Origin of the sequence: Thermophilibacter immobilis (assembly GCF_015277515.1) — a bacterium.
Classification (GTDB): Bacteria; Actinomycetota; Coriobacteriia; order Coriobacteriales; family Atopobiaceae; genus Thermophilibacter; species Thermophilibacter immobilis.
In genome coordinates, this window is the sequence record NZ_CP063767.1 from 2,122,224 (window position 1) to 2,137,225 (window position 15,002).

The following is a 15,002-nucleotide window of genomic DNA, read 5'->3' on the forward strand; positions in this document are numbered from 1 at the left end:
GTCTATCTTAATGCAGAACTGGGAGGCGTACAGAAAATGAAATATTCCCACGCGGAATATGCCCCGGTGTTTAAGGCGCTGTCCGACGAAACGCGGCTGAAGATCGTCGAGATGCTTTCCTGCGGCGAAATGTGCGCCTGCGACATACTGGAATCCTTCAAGATCACGCAGCCTACCCTTTCCTACCACATGAAGATCCTGACGGATTGCGGCCTTGTGAACGGCAGGCGCGAAGGAGCCTGGATGAGGTATACGATCAACGTCAAAAAGGTTTCCGCCATAAAAAGATTCTGGGACGAAATCACATCGGAGCATCGGGATTGTATCTGTAATAATGTCGAGGAGGCAGGAAAATGCGAATCATAATCATAGGTGCAGTTGCTTCCGGAACTTCCGCAGCGGCAAAAGCAAGAAGGAACAGCGAAAGCGCCGAAATCGTTGTCTATGACAAGGACAGCTTTATTTCTTATTCCGGCTGTGGTATGCTCTATTACATCGGCGGCGAAGTCGAAAACGCAGATGGACTCACCCCACGCGATTCTGCGTTTTTCAAGAGCAAATACAATGTGGATATTTTAACCCGCCATGAAGTTCTCTCGATTGACCCCGGAAAAAAGGTTTTGGAAGTAAAAGACCTTACCACAGGAGAGGTGTTTTCCGATTCGTATGACAAGCTGGTGATCGCAACCGGCGCGCAGGCGTTTGTTCCGCCGATCAAGGGCGCAGACGGACGGCACGTCTTTACCTTGCGCAATATCGGTGACATGAACCGCATCAAAACTTATATCGACGGAAATAGCCCGAAGCGTGCGGCGATCATCGGGACAGGCTTCATCGGGCTGGAAGTCTGTGAAAATCTGAAAAAACTCGGTTTAGAAGTGACTCTGCTGGAAAAGCTGCCGCAAGTAACACCAGGGCTCGACAGCGACATGGCAGTCTATGTGCAGGACCATATCGAAAAGAACAGCGTTCCTGTCCTGACAGGCGTTTCTATTACGGAGATCACGGAAAGCGGTGTCATCTTGTCGGACGGCAAAGAGATTCCTGCGGATCTGGTTCTGATCTCCGCCGGGGTCCGCCCCAACACGGCATTGGCCAAAGCGGCGGAGATTGAGCTTGGCGTTTCCGGTGCGATCCGTGTGAACACAAAGATGCAAACCAGCCAGCCGGACATCTATGCCTGCGGCGACTGTATCGAACAATTTCATGCGGTGACGGGGAAACCGGTTTACCGGCCGCTGGGTTCTACGGCCAACAAGACCGGCAGAATCGCAGGTGACAGCATGACGGGCGGTGATCTGGAGTTCAGAGGCATCCTCGGTACCGGAATCTTCAAAATATTTGATATGACGGTAGCGCAGACCGGCCTTTCCGAACATGAGGCGCTTGCTTTGGGTTATCATGTTTAGGTTTGCCACAACATCAAGCCCAACAGGCCGGAATACATGGGCGGCCGGGAAATGGTCATCAAGGGAATCGCCGACCGCGTGAGCGGTAGGCTTCTGGGTGCGCAGATTGTCGGATATGAGGGCGTGGACAAGAGAATCGACGTGTTTGTAACAGCGATTACCTTCAAGGCGAAGGTAGAAGATCTTTTCCATCTCGATCTGGCCTATGCCCCGCCGTTTTCCACCATAAAGGATCCGGTGATGTACACCGGCATGATCCTGGACAATGTCGTTCACAGAGGCAGGCCGCTGATCACGGCGCAGGAGCTCGATACCCTGATGCAGTCCGGGAAACCCTATACGTTGATCGACACCAGAGCTGCCGTACAATATAAACAGGGACATATCGAAACCGCGAAAAGTATCCCGCATGCCAAAGTAAGAGCCACGGCTGAGGCGCTGGATCGGGACGTTATCACGGTTACCTACTGCAATAAGGGCGTGACCGGAAACGCAGCGCAGAACATCCTGATCAACGACGGATTTCAAAAAGCATATAACCTCTCGGGAGGATATAAGCATTACTGTAAAATACATTCAGAGAAATAAATCGGTTATTCTGTTCTTGTAACAAATGGTCAACGAGAACATATAATATGCGTATATGAGCATTCATTAATATAATCGTCGGTTACAGAAAACATCGTAGGTACGCAAAGAAGGTGAAATGTGCGTTTGTGAGATCGAAGCGGTGCTAAACCTGTCGCAGTCTAACACGTCCAGACATCTCACGGCATTGAAACAGTGCGGCATTCTCGACAGTTTTAAAAAAGCGCAATGGACTTATTATCGGATCAATGACCGATTTAAGCGGGAAAATGCTAAACTTTTGGGCTATCTCCAGGACGGCTTAAAAGAACTTCCGACCTATCAGGCCGATCAGGAGGCATATAAAAAGTATGATAGTCAAAATCTATGTGATTGTATCACTCCACAACAAGGGTTTTAAAAACTGTGAGTCCAAATATTTACGCTGATTTGGGGGCAATGATTGATGAGTGATGAAAAAACACAAGGCATTGGTTTCTTTGAGAAGTATCTGCCGGTTTGGGTGCTTCTCTGTATGGCGGCGGGCATTCTGATCAGTAAATTTCTGCCGGTAATTCCTGCATTTCTGGAAAAACTTCAGTACGCGCAGCAGAATATCCCGATCGCGATTCTGATCTGGATCATGATTTATCCCATGATGCTGAAGATCAATTTCCAGTCCGTCAAAAACGTGGGAAAGCACCCCCTCGGTATCCTCATATCGAGCGGGAGCAGTTGGGCGATCAAACCATTTCTGATGCTGGGGCTGGCGACTCTCTTTCTTAAAATCGTATTCAGCGCCTTTATCCCCGCCGACCTGGCACAAAATTTTGTTACAGGCGCGGTCCTGTTGGGGACGGCTCCCTGCACCGCGATGGTGTTTGTCTGGAGCAATCTCGCCAAAGGCGACCCGGCGCACACCCTTGTACAGGTTTCGGTCAACGATCTGCTGATTCTTGTTCTGTTTGTCCCGCTGGTTTCTTTCCTGCTCGGCGTAAACAACGTTCAGATCCCCTGGAATACCCTTGTTTTCTCAGTCGTGCTCTTTGTTGTGGTCCCTTTGGTCGGGGGTGCTGTTACACGAGTCACAATGATCAAAAAAATGGGAGAAACGGCTTTCAATGAAAAATTCGTTTCCAAGTTTGACAATGTAACGACGCTGGGCCTGCTGCTGACTTTGATCATCATTTTTTCATTCCAAGGCAACATTCTCTTGGAAAAACCGCTTTATGTTCTGATGATTGCCGTACCGCTGATTCTCCAGAATCTTATCTCCTCTACGTTTACCTATTTGCTGTGCAAATGGACAAAACAGCCGCATAATATAGCGGCGCCGGCATCCCTGATTGCCGCTTCCGACTTCTTTGAACTTTCGGTCGCGGTAGCAATCTCGCTGTTCGGCCCAAACTCGCCGGTCGTGCTGGCCTGCACCGTTGGAGTCCTTACGGAAGTCCCTGTGATGCTGATGCTTGTCAGAATCATTACGAAAACCAAAGACTGGTATTACAAAGGCTGGCATTCTAAAAAACCCGCCGTTAACAATTAATTTTATTTTAGGAGATGTCTGATATGAAAAAAATGCAGATTTTTGAGCCTGCCATGTGCTGCCCGACCGGGCTGTGCGGCGTTGGGGTCGACCCCGAACTGCTCAGGGTTTCCACCGTGCTGAACACGCTCAAGAAAAACGGGGTTACGGTCGAAAGATTCAATCTGTCCAGCGCGCCGCAGCAATTCATGAGCAACAGGGCCGTCAACCACTTTATCAACACAAAGGGCGTTGATGGGCTGCCCGTCACTGTTTTGGACGGAGAAATCGTGATTGCGGGCCGGTATCCCTCCAATGAAGAGTTTGCCAACCTGCTCGGAGTTCCGGAAACTCTGTTCGACGGAAAGCCGAAGACTGTCAAGGTCACTCCGAGAAGGTCGGACGGATGCGGTTGCTCGGGAGGAAAGTGCTGCTGATTCGGTTCATACTTTCTGCTGGGAAAGAGATTTAGCACTTCTAACAAGATGATAGGAGCATATCTTCCCAAATCAATGTTGTGAATTTTTCACAAGGGACGAGAATGCTCCTTTTCTTTTTATCGAAAATTGGAGGTTATCATCATGGAGAATTTTAATCCACAATCGATCAGGTTGGCAAAATATCTATTTTACACGGGAAAAGGTGGAGTTGGAAAAACATCGACGGCATGTGCTACGGCCGTTACCCTTGCGGATAGCGGAAAAAAGGTCCTTTTAATCAGCACGGACCCCGCCTCGAATTTACAGGACGTTTTCTATACAGAGCTTACAAACAAAGGGTAGTGTCGCGAATGTTGGTGTAAGGGGTTATCGCCCAGAATCGTTACGTGTGCATCATAGCAGTTCTACGCAGCCCTCCTCTTCTGCCCGGCTGACTCCATCGCCACCGCTATCAACCTTGTAGCCCTCTGCTTGTCCTCCTCGGTCGCTTCGATCGGCTCTGCCGGCTTGGGGTCCTCTTTCAACGCGGCCAGTGAATCAGGGGCAATGTAGCAGCGCGACGACCAGTCCTCGTCCATCTCGCAGCATACGGCACCGATCAGGCGAATCAGTGATTTCGTCGATGGGAACACCTGCACGACGCGGCTACGGCGCTTGATCTCGCGGTTTGCCCGCTCCTGCACGTTGTCGGTGCGCAGACGACGTCTGTGCTCGACGGGGAAGTCCAGATGTGCAAGCGCGTCTACCTCGGCTTCTTCCAGCAGCTCCGCGGCTGCGGAGCCGGACCTGCCTATCTCGTCGATCGCCACATGGTAGGCCTCGCGCACCATGACCGGATCGCTTTCCCCGAAGACGGCCTGCATCGCCTTGCCCGCCATGGCACGCTGCATCCTCGTCTTCAGCAGCGAGCAGACGTCGCGTTCCAGATGCACTATGCAACGCTGCCAGGTCGCGCCGGGGAAGCATTCGGACATCGCCTTCCTCAGGCCCTCGTGGGCGTCTGTCGTGACGCAACGCACGCCCTTGATTCCACGCGTGCGGAGGCCTTTGAGAAAGCCCTTCCAAGATGCATATGACTCGGTGTCGACGCAGTCGAATCCCACGAACCGGCGGATGCCATCCGCGCCGCAGCCTATGGCTGTGACGGCCGCCATCGAAGATGTGTGGGCGCCGTTTCGTGCCTTTATATAAGTGGCGTCGATCCAGAGGTAGGGAAACTCGATGTCCTCGAAGGTCTGGTGCTGCAGGTCGGCCGCCTCCTCATCCAATGTCCCGCAGATGCGGCTGACCTGGCTCGCGCTCATCTTGGCGACACCGAGCCTTGCTGCTACCTTCTCGACCTTCCTGGTCGAGACGCCTGTGGCATACATCTCCGCCACGGCCGCCACCACGGCACGGTCCGTGCGGGAATAGCGCTCGATGACGTCATCGGGGAAGTAGCTCCCCATGCGCAGCTTGGGTATCCTCATCGTGATCTCGCCGACGCTGGTGACGAGCCTGCGCTCGCGGTAGCCGTTGCGGGAGTTGCCGTCTTCGCAGAGCATATCGGCCTGCGTGGCCATGACCTCGTTGACGAGCGTCTCCACGAGCGTTCTTCCCAACTCTCGCAGATCGATCATTCCGTCATCGTGCTTCGGCATCGCATCGGGTAAAGTATCCATTGCGGTCATCGCCTTTCCCTGAATCCGTTTTCTTGGTCGTCAGCAGATTCTAGACGATGGCCGTATTCTCGTATTCAGGCTATTCCAGCCCTCAACTCAAACTTTTCCTTACACCAACATTCGGCACGCAATCCATCGGCATCATCGAACACCTTGGTTGCGCCGAAGTAATCCGAGGACTCTTCAAGGGTGTAGATAAAGCTTGAGGGGAAGAGATCCCGTCCGTATTTTTCGGTGTCTAGATCAGGGTCAATGAGAATGTTGGCGAAAGGGGTCGCCGTATAGCCAACGTAGCAGCAGCGAGAGAAGAAATTGAGGATGTTTCTAATCTGCCCGTTGATCCGCGTCGGCTCATCATTGCGTTTTTCCTTCTTGTATTTTCCATTGATTGAGGCGTTATCGGCTTCGTCATCGATAAGGAGAAGCTGATCGTTCTCGTTTGCGTTGCAGTTGAGCCACTCATAAACTTGCTTCAGAGAGTTACTGTTCTTCTTTATTACGAAGAGCCAAGGCTCGTTTGTATTGAGGGTTTGGATACCCTTGAGCGCGGTAGCTCGGGCTTTGTTAAAGTCAGCATCACGTGAAGTGCATGAAATTGGCCACCTGTTGGTGACGTCCTTGCCTACGCCGACGGGCTCGATCTTATCGTTCTCGATAATATTGCGACCAGTGAAGCCATCCTCAAGGCGCCGCTGCGTCTGGTTTCTCAGGACGTTGTGCACCCCAGCCATCACGATGATGATTCGGTACCCAGCGTCGGCAGCTCGGCAAATCAAGCCGATATAGTTTGCAGTTTTTCCTGATTGTACAGATGCAACGACGAGCCCTCGCCGCTCGAAGGCATTTCCTGCCATCGGGTTTGCCATAAGGTCGAGCACGTTGCGCGTATCGTCCTCGACAGACCTGACTGCCGCCGGTGCCCACTTCTTTGTTCTCAACAGATACTGCTTGTAGCGATTCCAGTAGAACCAGTCGATTTCATCTTTGGTTTCGTTTAACCAAGGGTGCGTCTGCTCGTCAGAGTACGCAAAGCCAAGACGCTTCGTGATCGCAAGCTCAGCGCAGTATGAATTAACAAGACTATCGATTGTTGAGCTGCGATCCAAACGCACGCTCGGATAGATGGAGGCGAACGCATCATATATATGTTCGTACCACTCCCTAACCTCAATCTCCTTTGGGGTTTTGTCGAGTTCTTGAAAATGCTGTCGTACGGCGTTATTGACCTGCTCAACGAATTCTTCATTTTCTGATTTCATTGCGTCTCCTTGATTCCGCCAAGAGCTTCAAGGGTATCTGCCCATCGATTTCTAAAAGGATCGGCGCTCTTCATAATCGAAAGGATAACATCTTCATCATGCCCTTGTTGCTTCAGCGAGCCAAAGAAAGTGCGTGCTGCTTCAGCCAACTCATCATCACCTATCGATTTGAAGGCAACGGACTCCTCATTTACAGAAAGATCGTAGAAAAGCGCCTCACGAGGGAATGCTGACTCAATAACCCCCAAGACCATGTCAAAGCTTCGAGCATTCCCGTCACCTAGAGATTCCCTGAAGTTCTTTATTATTGGGTTATCCCTGTTGATGGTATAGACGGTCTTGTCCCCTTCTCTGTTCGAATTCCACGTGGGAAAGAGCTCGGGACTCGTGAGCACTGTGCCGCGATGGCGATATACCTTTCTGGAGGGGGCGCCAATCGTTGCAATCAGCGCCTTTACGCGAGTGCGCACGGCCTCAGGCATCTGAGCAGAGACCTTTTTCACGTCAATCTTCCAAAGCTCATCTTGGTTGACGCCTATATCGATTTTTACACGCGACAACTGCGTCAACGCCGTCTTGCGGGCCAAGCCGAACCAAGTGCCATAAAGGATGAGGCGCTTTGCGCGAAGATACACGCCCTGACTTCTTAGGTATCCCTCTTGGAGGCCATACTTTTCATATTCTTGTGCAGAGCTGTAATTGGAGCGGTGGGGGAGAGTGAAAACCTGCATCGTGACTCCGGGGCAGATAACCTCGGTCGGAGAAGACTGCGTTGCTTTGTTTGATGTGTTGAAAGGATCGATGGGATCGAGGGTCTGATTGTTGACCTTGATTGAGATGCGAGTGAGGTCATGCTCGCCAGCTAAGTATCTATGAAAGACAAGCGAAAGATAGTCCTGTGCTTCACTAATGATACGATCGTAGTCGGTTTTTCCCGAGCACTTAGCACCTGTAAGCCGGTCAAGGTTCTCCCAGAGAACAAGGGTGCCATTCTCTCCAATTTGGTCAACAAGAGGTATATCGGTTGCATCTGAGTATTCGATGACATGCCAGCTGTTGGTGCTCACAACAAGATCTAGATCCCAAGTAAATGCGGACAGTTGTCCATTCCTTCTTGAGGCAACGGTCAACCTTCGACATTGGGAAAATGAAGCGGTTTTCAGACCGAGTCCAAATCGGCCCAAGTCATTCAGAGCACGTTCCTGTCTCGGATCAGAACTTCCGAGGCGCATAGACTGCTTTAGTTCTTCCCTGCAAAGCCCTTCTCCGTTATCAATGATGCCGATCATAAAATGTTCAATAGGGAGAGCAAGGACGATGACCTCTGTGGCATTGGCGGAAATTGAGTTATCGATGATATCTGCAAGTGCGCTGTTGAATGAGTAGCCGATGTCCCGCAGGCTCTCGATGAGAATACCTGGCTCAGGATCAAGTCTGACTTCTTCGGTTGAATCTGTCATCCCTTTACACCAGCCTCTCATGCTTCGGGGGACCAAGGGTGTCTGGTCGCAATAGAGATCTTCATGCTTGTCGTAGGATAAGCCTGATTATCAAACAACGTCGAGTCCTTCCTAAGGAAACAACGACGAACCAACCGAGGCTGACGAGATGGTGCTACATGAAATCGCATTAGGAACATCGAATAAGATATATCACCAGTACCACGGTATCAGAAATGCACGACATGAATGCAACGCTTCAGAAGGCGCATTTGATGGGTCGATGTTGTGGCGGTAAGCAGACGCTATGTAATCCTAACGTTCGGTTTTTGGCGAGACGGAAGAAGGGGTGCTGACGTTTTTCCACATCTCCCTATGCCGCTAGCTGTTGCGTGCCAGGACGTTGTTTACACGTGACATGGGCGGAAGACCCCCAAGCGGTTAAGTCCTTCTATCTCGGGTATCGAAAACTGGCCCCGCTCGCTCACGATGCCCTTAACGTAGTCGAAGGCCTCGCCCGCCTCGGAGTCGTACTCGATCGTGTACCAGCCCTATCCGTTGGGGGGGACGTAGGAGAAGAGTATGCAGGCCTTCGGGTTTTCCTGCTCCTCCGTTGCGTAGAGCCTTGGCGGCGCTCCCTGAGAAGCGGCGCCAAGGCTTCATGTGAAGAATTGCGAGAACAAACGGCCTCATCGCAAGTTAATCAACGGATGAAACCCGACCAAAATGAAAGAGAACTGGAGGCTCAATAGCCTCCGGCCCTCGAAGGAGCTATTCGGTTGTATGCCTACTTGCTCACCCGCACTGTCTCTTCTTCACGAGTTCACAGAAATCCGCGACGCTTATCAGCCAGCCCTGCTGCAAAGGGGCGTAGGTTTCGAACAGCGGTTTCGGCACGACACTTCCTTCATAGAAAATCTTTTCACCCGTTTTTCACCCTAGCCACCACGAGCGTTGCATGAGAAAAGAAAGCAGGCCAGACGATTTAACCTGTCTGGCCTGCGCTTTTTCTGGTGCCCCCGGGCCGATTCGAACGGCCGACACCCGCTTTAGGAGAGCGGTGCTCTATCCCCTGAGCTACGAAGGCAGGAAACGATAGTCTACCACCAGAGCTCGCGGCGAAAAAGGCTACTTCTTGGCACCCTTGCCCTGAGCCTTGGCAGCTTCCTTCTGGGCCCTCTTGGCGTTCTGCGCGCTGCGCTCCTTCTCGAAGAGGTCCATGATCTTCTTGTCGGTCAGTCCCTGCACGCGCGCCTCGGCCTCGCGGCGATAGGGACGTCGCTTGACCAGGTCGTAGATGAAGCTGCCGATGATGAAGACATAGGCCGCCACGAGCGAGGCAACCGAGAGAACGCCCTGCATCGTGGTGTAGTTGTCGTTGCCCTCGAGGACGTAGCCCGCGATGAGCGAGATCACTGCCAGGCCAAAGCCGACGCCCATGAGGATGAAGAAAATCTTCTCACTTGCCTTGTAGCCGGGGATGCCGCGCAGCACGAGATCATAGGCGCGATTGCGCAGGTCGTCCTGCTCGCGCTCCTTGCGCTTGCGCTCCCTCTTCTGCTCCTTGGTCTCGGCCGGTGCGCCCACCACGCCCTTCTTGGGCTTAGACGAGACGCGCACCGAGGAGGCAGCCTCGCGCGCGGGCTTGGCATTGGCCGCGGACCTACGCGAGAAGCCCTTCTTCTCGTCATCGTCCTTGGTGGCCTCGGCCTCCTTCTTGGGCAGGCCGACGGTGTTCTCCTGCGCCTCGCGGCGCGCTCCGTCGATGGTCTTACGCAGTGACATGGGTCTCCTTCAGGGGCTTGAACTCTGTGCCGACAATGATCTGGAAGGCCTCCTGGTAGCGCTCGGAGGTTCCCCCGATGACGTTGGCGGGGATGCGCGGGGGCTCGCCGGTCATGTCCCAGTTGGCGCTCAGCCAGTCGCGCACGTACTGCTTGTCGTAGCTCGGCTGGACGTGGCCCTCCGCATAGCCCTGGGCAGGCCAGAAGCGGCTGGAGTCCGGCGTGAGGCACTCGTCAATGAGGGTGAGCTTGCCGTCGATGAACCCAAACTCGAACTTGGTGTCCGCGATGATGATGCCGCGCGTGGCCGCATACTCGGCTGCGGCCCGATAGATGGCAAGGGAGGCGTCACGCAGCTGAGCGGCGACGTCGTCGCCCACGAGCTGGGCACAGCGCTCGTAGGAGATGTTCTCGTCGTGGTCCCCCAGGGCGGCCTTGGTAGACGGGGTGAAGATGGGCTCGGGAAGCTGGGAGGCCTCGGTCAGGCCCGTGGGGAGCTTGATGCCGCAGACGGTGCCGTCCGCGTCGTAGGTCTTCTTGCCGGAGCCCGTGAGGTAGCCGCGCACGATGCACTCGATGGGCACCGTCTGGGCCTTCTTGACGAGCATGAAGCGCCCGGCCAGGTAGTCCTCGTAGGGCTTGAACTCCTCGGGGAGGTCGGCCACGTCGCAGGAAACCAGGTGATTGGGCATGAGGCCCGCGAAGCGCTCGAACCAGAACGCGGAGATGCGCGTCAGAATCTCGCCCTTGTGGGGGATCTCATCGGGCAGGATAAAGTCATAGGCACTGATGCGGTCGGACGCGACCATGAGCAGGCGGTCTTTGCAGTCGTAGATATCGCGCACCTTGCCGTGAGAGTCCGGGCGAAGCCCCATAGTTGCCACAGCCAATCCCCTTTCTGTGTCATCCGTTACCGAATCAGTATAGCGCCGCTCAGGCTCTTTCCTCGGCAAGCCCGCGAGGGTGCCCCGCGCGCAGCTCAGCAGGCGCACCCTTTGCGACGGGAACTGTCGAGCGCGGGGCGCCCTCGCGGGCGCCCTACTTCTCCTGCAGCGTCTGGGCGAGACTGCGACGCTGGCGGTTCTGTGGAATCCTGATCGTGAAGATCGTCCCCTTGCCCAGCTCGGACTCAACGAGGATCGTCCCGTTGTGGCGGTCCACGATCTCCTTGGTGATGGAAAGCCCCACGCCCAAGCCCCCCGAGACGCGTTCGCGGCTCACGTCGGAGCGCCAGAAGCGCGAGAAGGCCTGCGGGATGTCTTCCTTGGCGATGCCGATGCCCGTGTCCTGCACGGACACCAGGAAGTCCGCCTTGTCCTGGCGCAGGGAAACCTTAATCCAGCCGTCCTCGTTGGTGTAGCGCATGGCGTTGCTCATGAGGTTCACGATGGCCTCGCGCAGCAGGTCGGGGTCCACGTCCGCGTAGAGCTCCCCGTGGGCCGTCTCGTCAACGAAACGCAGGTGAAGTCCCCTTTCATGGAAGAGTTGATGCTGGGAGGAGACGAGGCTCTTGACCAAGTAGACCACGTCCGTGCGCTCTGCCTTGAACTCGGTCGAGCCGTTCTCCAGGCGCGAGAGCTTGAGCATCGCGTCGATGAGGCGAGAAAGACGTCGGACCTCCGAGGCCACGACCTCGAAGTGCTCGTCGTCGGCGGGAAGGACCCCGTCCTGCATGGCCTCGACGGTAGCCTGCATGGCCATGAGGGGCGTGCGCAGCTCGTGGGCCACGTCCCCGGTGAGGCGGTGCTCGAGCTTGAGGTCGCGCTCGATCGTGGAGGCCATGTCGTCGAAAGTCTCGCCAAGCTGCCCGACCTCGTCTGTGCCGCCCACGCCCGTGCGAGCCGTAAGGTCGCCGTTTCTGAGCTGCTTGGCCGTGGAGGTGATGCGCTGGATCGGCTTGGCCACCGTGCGGGACACGAAGTAGCCGATCACGCAGGCGAGCACGGTCGCGATGCCCGCCGCCGTGGCGATGGCGCCGTAGGAGTTGGAGCGGAAGGATGCGTCGCTCTTAGTGAGAAGAGCCTCGGAGCCGGAGGCCCACAGGCGCACTGTCCCTACCACGGTCCCGTCCGCGTCGGTGACGGGCGAGCTGACCAGCGCCTCGGATGCGGCGGGCGCGCCGGCGGAGACGCCGGTCACCTCGGTGTGGCTCGCTGATCCAGAGGCGGCGCTCGGACGCGCCCAGGTGTCGTCGTACAGAACGGTCCCGTCGACGTCGAGGACTTGGACCACGATGTCCGACGAGATGGACGAAGCGATGGCTGCGGCGGAGGCCACGTCCTTGTCGAGGACGCCCCCCTCCTCGTAGGCCTCGGAGAGCGTCGCGGCCGTGGAGTTTGCCACGTCCTGCATGTTCTGACGGGTGTAGGCCATAAACTGGCCCTCCCACACCACGGCGAGGACGACCACCAGCACCACGGCCGTCATCACGGCGGTGAGCGCAAAGGCAAGCGTCAGCCTCGTGGCATAGGGCCGGCCGCCCTTGGGGTCGGGCTTGATGGTGTTCCACGAACCACGAGAAGACGAGGGCCGCTCGGAGCCGCCCTCGTCCACATGCGCGTTTCTCCCAACCACAAAGCGTGCCGACATGGGCCGCCCCTACTTTTCTGCGGACTCGGCTGCCTTCTCGGGAGCCTCGAAGCGATATCCCACGCCGTGCACGGTGTAGAGCCACCGCGGGTTGCGCGGGTCGTCGCCCAACTTGGCGCGCAGGTTCTTGACATGGGAGTCAATCGTGCGCTCGTAGCCCTCGAAGTCGTAACCCAGGACCTTCTCGACGAGCTCCATGCGCGTGTAGACGCGACCGGGATAGCGTGCGAGCGTGGTGAGCAGCTTGAACTCGGAGGCGGTGAGGTCGACCTCGGAGCCCTCGACAAGAACCTTGTGGCCCGAGATGTCAATCACGAGGTCGCCAAAGTCGAGCACCTCGAGGGCGGGCTCGGCCTCGGTGTGGGCGCGACGCAAGAGGGCGCGCACGCGCGCCACGAGCTCGCGCGGCGAGAAAGGCTTGATCAGGTAGTCGTCCGCGCCCAGCTCCAGGCCAATGATGCGATCCTCGACCTCGCCCTTGGCCGTGAGCATGATGATGGGGACGTTCGAGGTCTCGCGAATGGCGCGGCAGACGCGCTCACCCGAGAGCTTGGGCAGCATGAGGTCAAGAATCACGAGGTCAAAGGAGTGCTTCTCGAACTCCTCGACCGCGCTTTGGCCGTCTCCCACGCCGCGCACGATGTAGCTCTCGCGCTCGAGGTAGGCCGCGACGGCGTCACGGATGGCCTTCTCGTCCTCAACCAGCAGGATCTTCTTCTCGTCTGAAGCCACAGCGGCCTCCTTGTTTCTTACTTGCTCTGCGTCACAGAACTAATGACCATAAGTGTCTCCTAGTGTACCCCACCAAAGCTCAGGAGATTCGCACTTACAGCTGGAAGGTACGTACCGTCACGGAGGCGGGGTATCCGGTGTCGGCATCCTTGACCGTCGAGAAGCTCACAAAGAGGTCGCAGTCGCCCGCGCGCGCCGGGAACTCCCCGTAGTCCACCACCCGATCGGCGGCGGGAAGTGATGCGTAGGTCTGGTTGGCAAGGTCGACCACCAGATACGATGAGCTGCTCTTGATGACAAAGACGTCACCCTTGCCGCAGCAGCACTCGGAGGGCTCGAGCGCGACGCGCGCGAACCCGCCCGCCGACGTTCCCAGATAGGTGCCCATCTGGCCGAGAAGCCCGCCCGAGCCGTAGTTCGCCTCCACGGACACGCAGAGGCGCTCGCCCACGCGCGTCGCCCTGAAGGGCTTAACCGTCACGGGCATCACCAGCTGGTCGAGCTTGGTGGCGAGGTCGTCGGAGAGCGAGTAGGCCGTCACGCCGTAGTAGACCCCCTCGCTCGCGCGCACGCGCGGCGCGAGCACAACGGCGTCGCCGGAGACCTCGGGCCTGGTCGCAAAGCGCCCGGGGGACTCGACGACGGACTGGGCGGAGGCGTCTCCCAGATGCCAGAGGTAGCAGAAGGAGTGCTCGGCGGTCTTGGTGCCACTCGCCGCGGGCTGGACCTGCCAGACCACGCTCGATCCCGAGACGGCGAAGGGTGCGGGATCGTAGTCGGAGGTCCCCTGCCACAGGGTGCTCGTTTCGCCCGTGAGCGTTCCCGCCGAGAAGGCCGCGGCGTAGAGGGTCCAGTCGCGCGTGGCAAGGTCGAGCTCGACCCACGCATAGGCGGCGTCCGAGCAGCGCACGTCGTAGATGGCCATCATGGCGGCGCTTCCCACCGGGGCGGACACGACCTCGCTGATCGCGCCTGACGCGAGCGAGAGGGCGGACCCCTTGACCATGGGGGTCGCCGAGGACCCCGCCGTCGTCACGGGAATCCAGCTTCCTTCGGCCGGGCGCAGGACGCTCCCCAGGGGAATCGTCCAGGTGCTCGTCGCCTCAAGCGTCGTCGAGACGCTCTCGAAGGCGTCCGTCACGCTCACCGCGGAGTCGGCGTCCACGACCACCGGGTCGGAATCCGTGGTCTCCTCGGAGGAGTGCGTGCAGCCGGCCAGAATTCCCACCGCAGCTGCGGCGGCAGTCCCTGCGGCCGTGGCTTTGAAGAAGGAGCGTCTGGTAAGCTTGGGCGCGCGCATAAGCCGTCAGCCCTCCTAGCTCGCGAGCTTCTCGGCGGCGAGAAGGGCCTTGGACATCTGATCGGCGCACGAGGTCGTGCGCCGTCCGCAGGTGTTGCCCGCGAGAAGCTCCGCGACCTCGTCGACCGAGCGTCCCTGGACCAGCCTGCTCACGGCCTTGAGGTTGCCGTTGCAGCCCCCCTCGAACGCGACGTCCTCTATGATCGTGCCGTCGTCGGAGAGATCAATGTGGATGGCACGGGCGCACACGCCGTGCGGGGTGAAGTCGTAGTGCAGCATGGTTTCCTTTCTTGAGAG

16 protein-coding genes and 1 tRNA gene are annotated in these 15,002 nt (G+C 56.8%); 7 read left to right on the forward strand and 10 right to left on the reverse strand.

What is annotated here, in order from left to right:
• The first annotated feature begins 36 nt into the window (after positions 1-36).
• From INP52_RS09635 to INP52_RS09660, 7 genes are all read left to right on the forward strand, one after another.
• A complete protein-coding gene (locus INP52_RS09635; protein WP_194371262.1) occupies positions 37-366 on the forward strand; it encodes an ArsR/SmtB family transcription factor in 330 nt (109 codons plus the stop codon).
• Positions 354-1,409 (forward strand): NAD(P)/FAD-dependent oxidoreductase, encoded by a 1,056-nt coding sequence (locus INP52_RS09955; RefSeq protein ID WP_228478343.1) that lies wholly within the window; start codon positions 354-356, stop codon positions 1,407-1,409. Before INP52_RS09635 ends, INP52_RS09955 begins: the two co-directional genes overlap by 13 nt.
• A 51-nt stretch (positions 1,410-1,460) precedes the next feature.
• Positions 1,461-1,997 (forward strand): rhodanese-like domain-containing protein, encoded by a 537-nt coding sequence (locus INP52_RS09960; RefSeq protein WP_232364354.1) that lies wholly within the window; start codon positions 1,461-1,463, stop codon positions 1,995-1,997.
• Positions 1,998-2,115: 118 nt separating this feature from the next.
• The gene (locus tag INP52_RS10220) at positions 2,116-2,397 is read left to right on the forward strand and encodes an ArsR/SmtB family transcription factor (protein ID WP_194371263.1); all 282 of its coding nucleotides are present in this window, start codon (positions 2,116-2,118) and stop codon (positions 2,395-2,397) included.
• 45 nt (positions 2,398-2,442) lie between these two features.
• Entirely contained in the window at positions 2,443-3,522 is a 1,080-nt protein-coding gene (gene arsB / locus INP52_RS09650; RefSeq protein ID WP_194372946.1) for an ACR3 family arsenite efflux transporter, read from the forward strand.
• Positions 3,523-3,545: 23 nt separating this feature from the next.
• Positions 3,546-3,938, forward strand: coding sequence for an arsenite efflux transporter metallochaperone ArsD (gene arsD, locus INP52_RS09655; protein ID WP_194371264.1), 393 nt, complete (start codon positions 3,546-3,548; stop codon positions 3,936-3,938).
• Between the two features lie 144 nt (positions 3,939-4,082).
• A complete protein-coding gene (locus INP52_RS09660; protein ID WP_269747167.1) occupies positions 4,083-4,283 on the forward strand; it encodes an ArsA-related P-loop ATPase in 201 nt (66 codons plus the stop codon).
• A gap of 62 nt (positions 4,284-4,345) precedes the next feature.
• On the opposite strand, the gene INP52_RS09665 is transcribed toward INP52_RS09660, so the two are convergent.
• The 10 genes from INP52_RS09665 to INP52_RS09710 form a co-directional block, all read right to left on the reverse strand.
• Positions 4,346-5,602, reverse strand: coding sequence for an IS256 family transposase (locus INP52_RS09665; RefSeq protein WP_456300384.1), 1,257 nt, complete (start codon positions 5,600-5,602; stop codon positions 4,346-4,348).
• Positions 5,603-5,676: 74 nt separating this feature from the next.
• Positions 5,677-6,861, reverse strand: coding sequence for a DEAD/DEAH box helicase family protein (locus INP52_RS09670; RefSeq protein WP_194371265.1), 1,185 nt, complete (start codon positions 6,859-6,861; stop codon positions 5,677-5,679).
• Positions 6,858-8,321: an ATP-binding protein gene (locus tag INP52_RS09675; protein ID WP_194371266.1), complete on the reverse strand. Its 1,464-nt coding sequence runs from the start codon at positions 8,319-8,321 to the stop codon at positions 6,858-6,860. Before INP52_RS09675 ends, INP52_RS09670 begins: the two co-directional genes overlap by 4 nt.
• A gap of 990 nt (positions 8,322-9,311) precedes the next feature.
• Positions 9,312-9,387, reverse strand: a tRNA-Arg gene (locus INP52_RS09680).
• Between the two features lie 41 nt (positions 9,388-9,428).
• Complete coding sequence (locus INP52_RS09685) at positions 9,429-10,085, reverse strand: APC family permease (RefSeq protein ID WP_194371267.1); 657 nt, start codon at positions 10,083-10,085, stop codon at positions 9,429-9,431.
• Complete coding sequence (locus INP52_RS09690) at positions 10,072-10,959, reverse strand: phosphoribosylaminoimidazolesuccinocarboxamide synthase (RefSeq protein WP_194372947.1); 888 nt, start codon at positions 10,957-10,959, stop codon at positions 10,072-10,074. The genes INP52_RS09685 and INP52_RS09690 overlap by 14 nt, the downstream gene beginning before the upstream one ends.
• Before the next feature lie 163 nt (positions 10,960-11,122).
• Positions 11,123-12,673 carry a HAMP domain-containing sensor histidine kinase gene (locus INP52_RS09695; protein ID WP_194371268.1) on the reverse strand — a complete coding sequence of 517 codons (1,551 nt, stop codon included), beginning with the start codon at positions 12,671-12,673 and terminating at the stop codon, positions 11,123-11,125.
• Between the two features lie 9 nt (positions 12,674-12,682).
• Entirely contained in the window at positions 12,683-13,405 is a 723-nt protein-coding gene (locus INP52_RS09700) for a response regulator transcription factor (RefSeq protein ID WP_194371270.1), read from the reverse strand.
• Positions 13,406-13,499: 94 nt separating this feature from the next.
• A complete protein-coding gene (locus INP52_RS09705) occupies positions 13,500-14,705 on the reverse strand; it encodes a Tat pathway signal protein (RefSeq protein ID WP_194371272.1) in 1,206 nt (401 codons plus the stop codon).
• A gap of 15 nt (positions 14,706-14,720) precedes the next feature.
• A complete protein-coding gene (locus INP52_RS09710) occupies positions 14,721-14,984 on the reverse strand; it encodes a TIGR03905 family TSCPD domain-containing protein (RefSeq protein ID WP_194371274.1) in 264 nt (87 codons plus the stop codon).
• Positions 14,985-15,002: the final 18 nt, after the last annotated feature.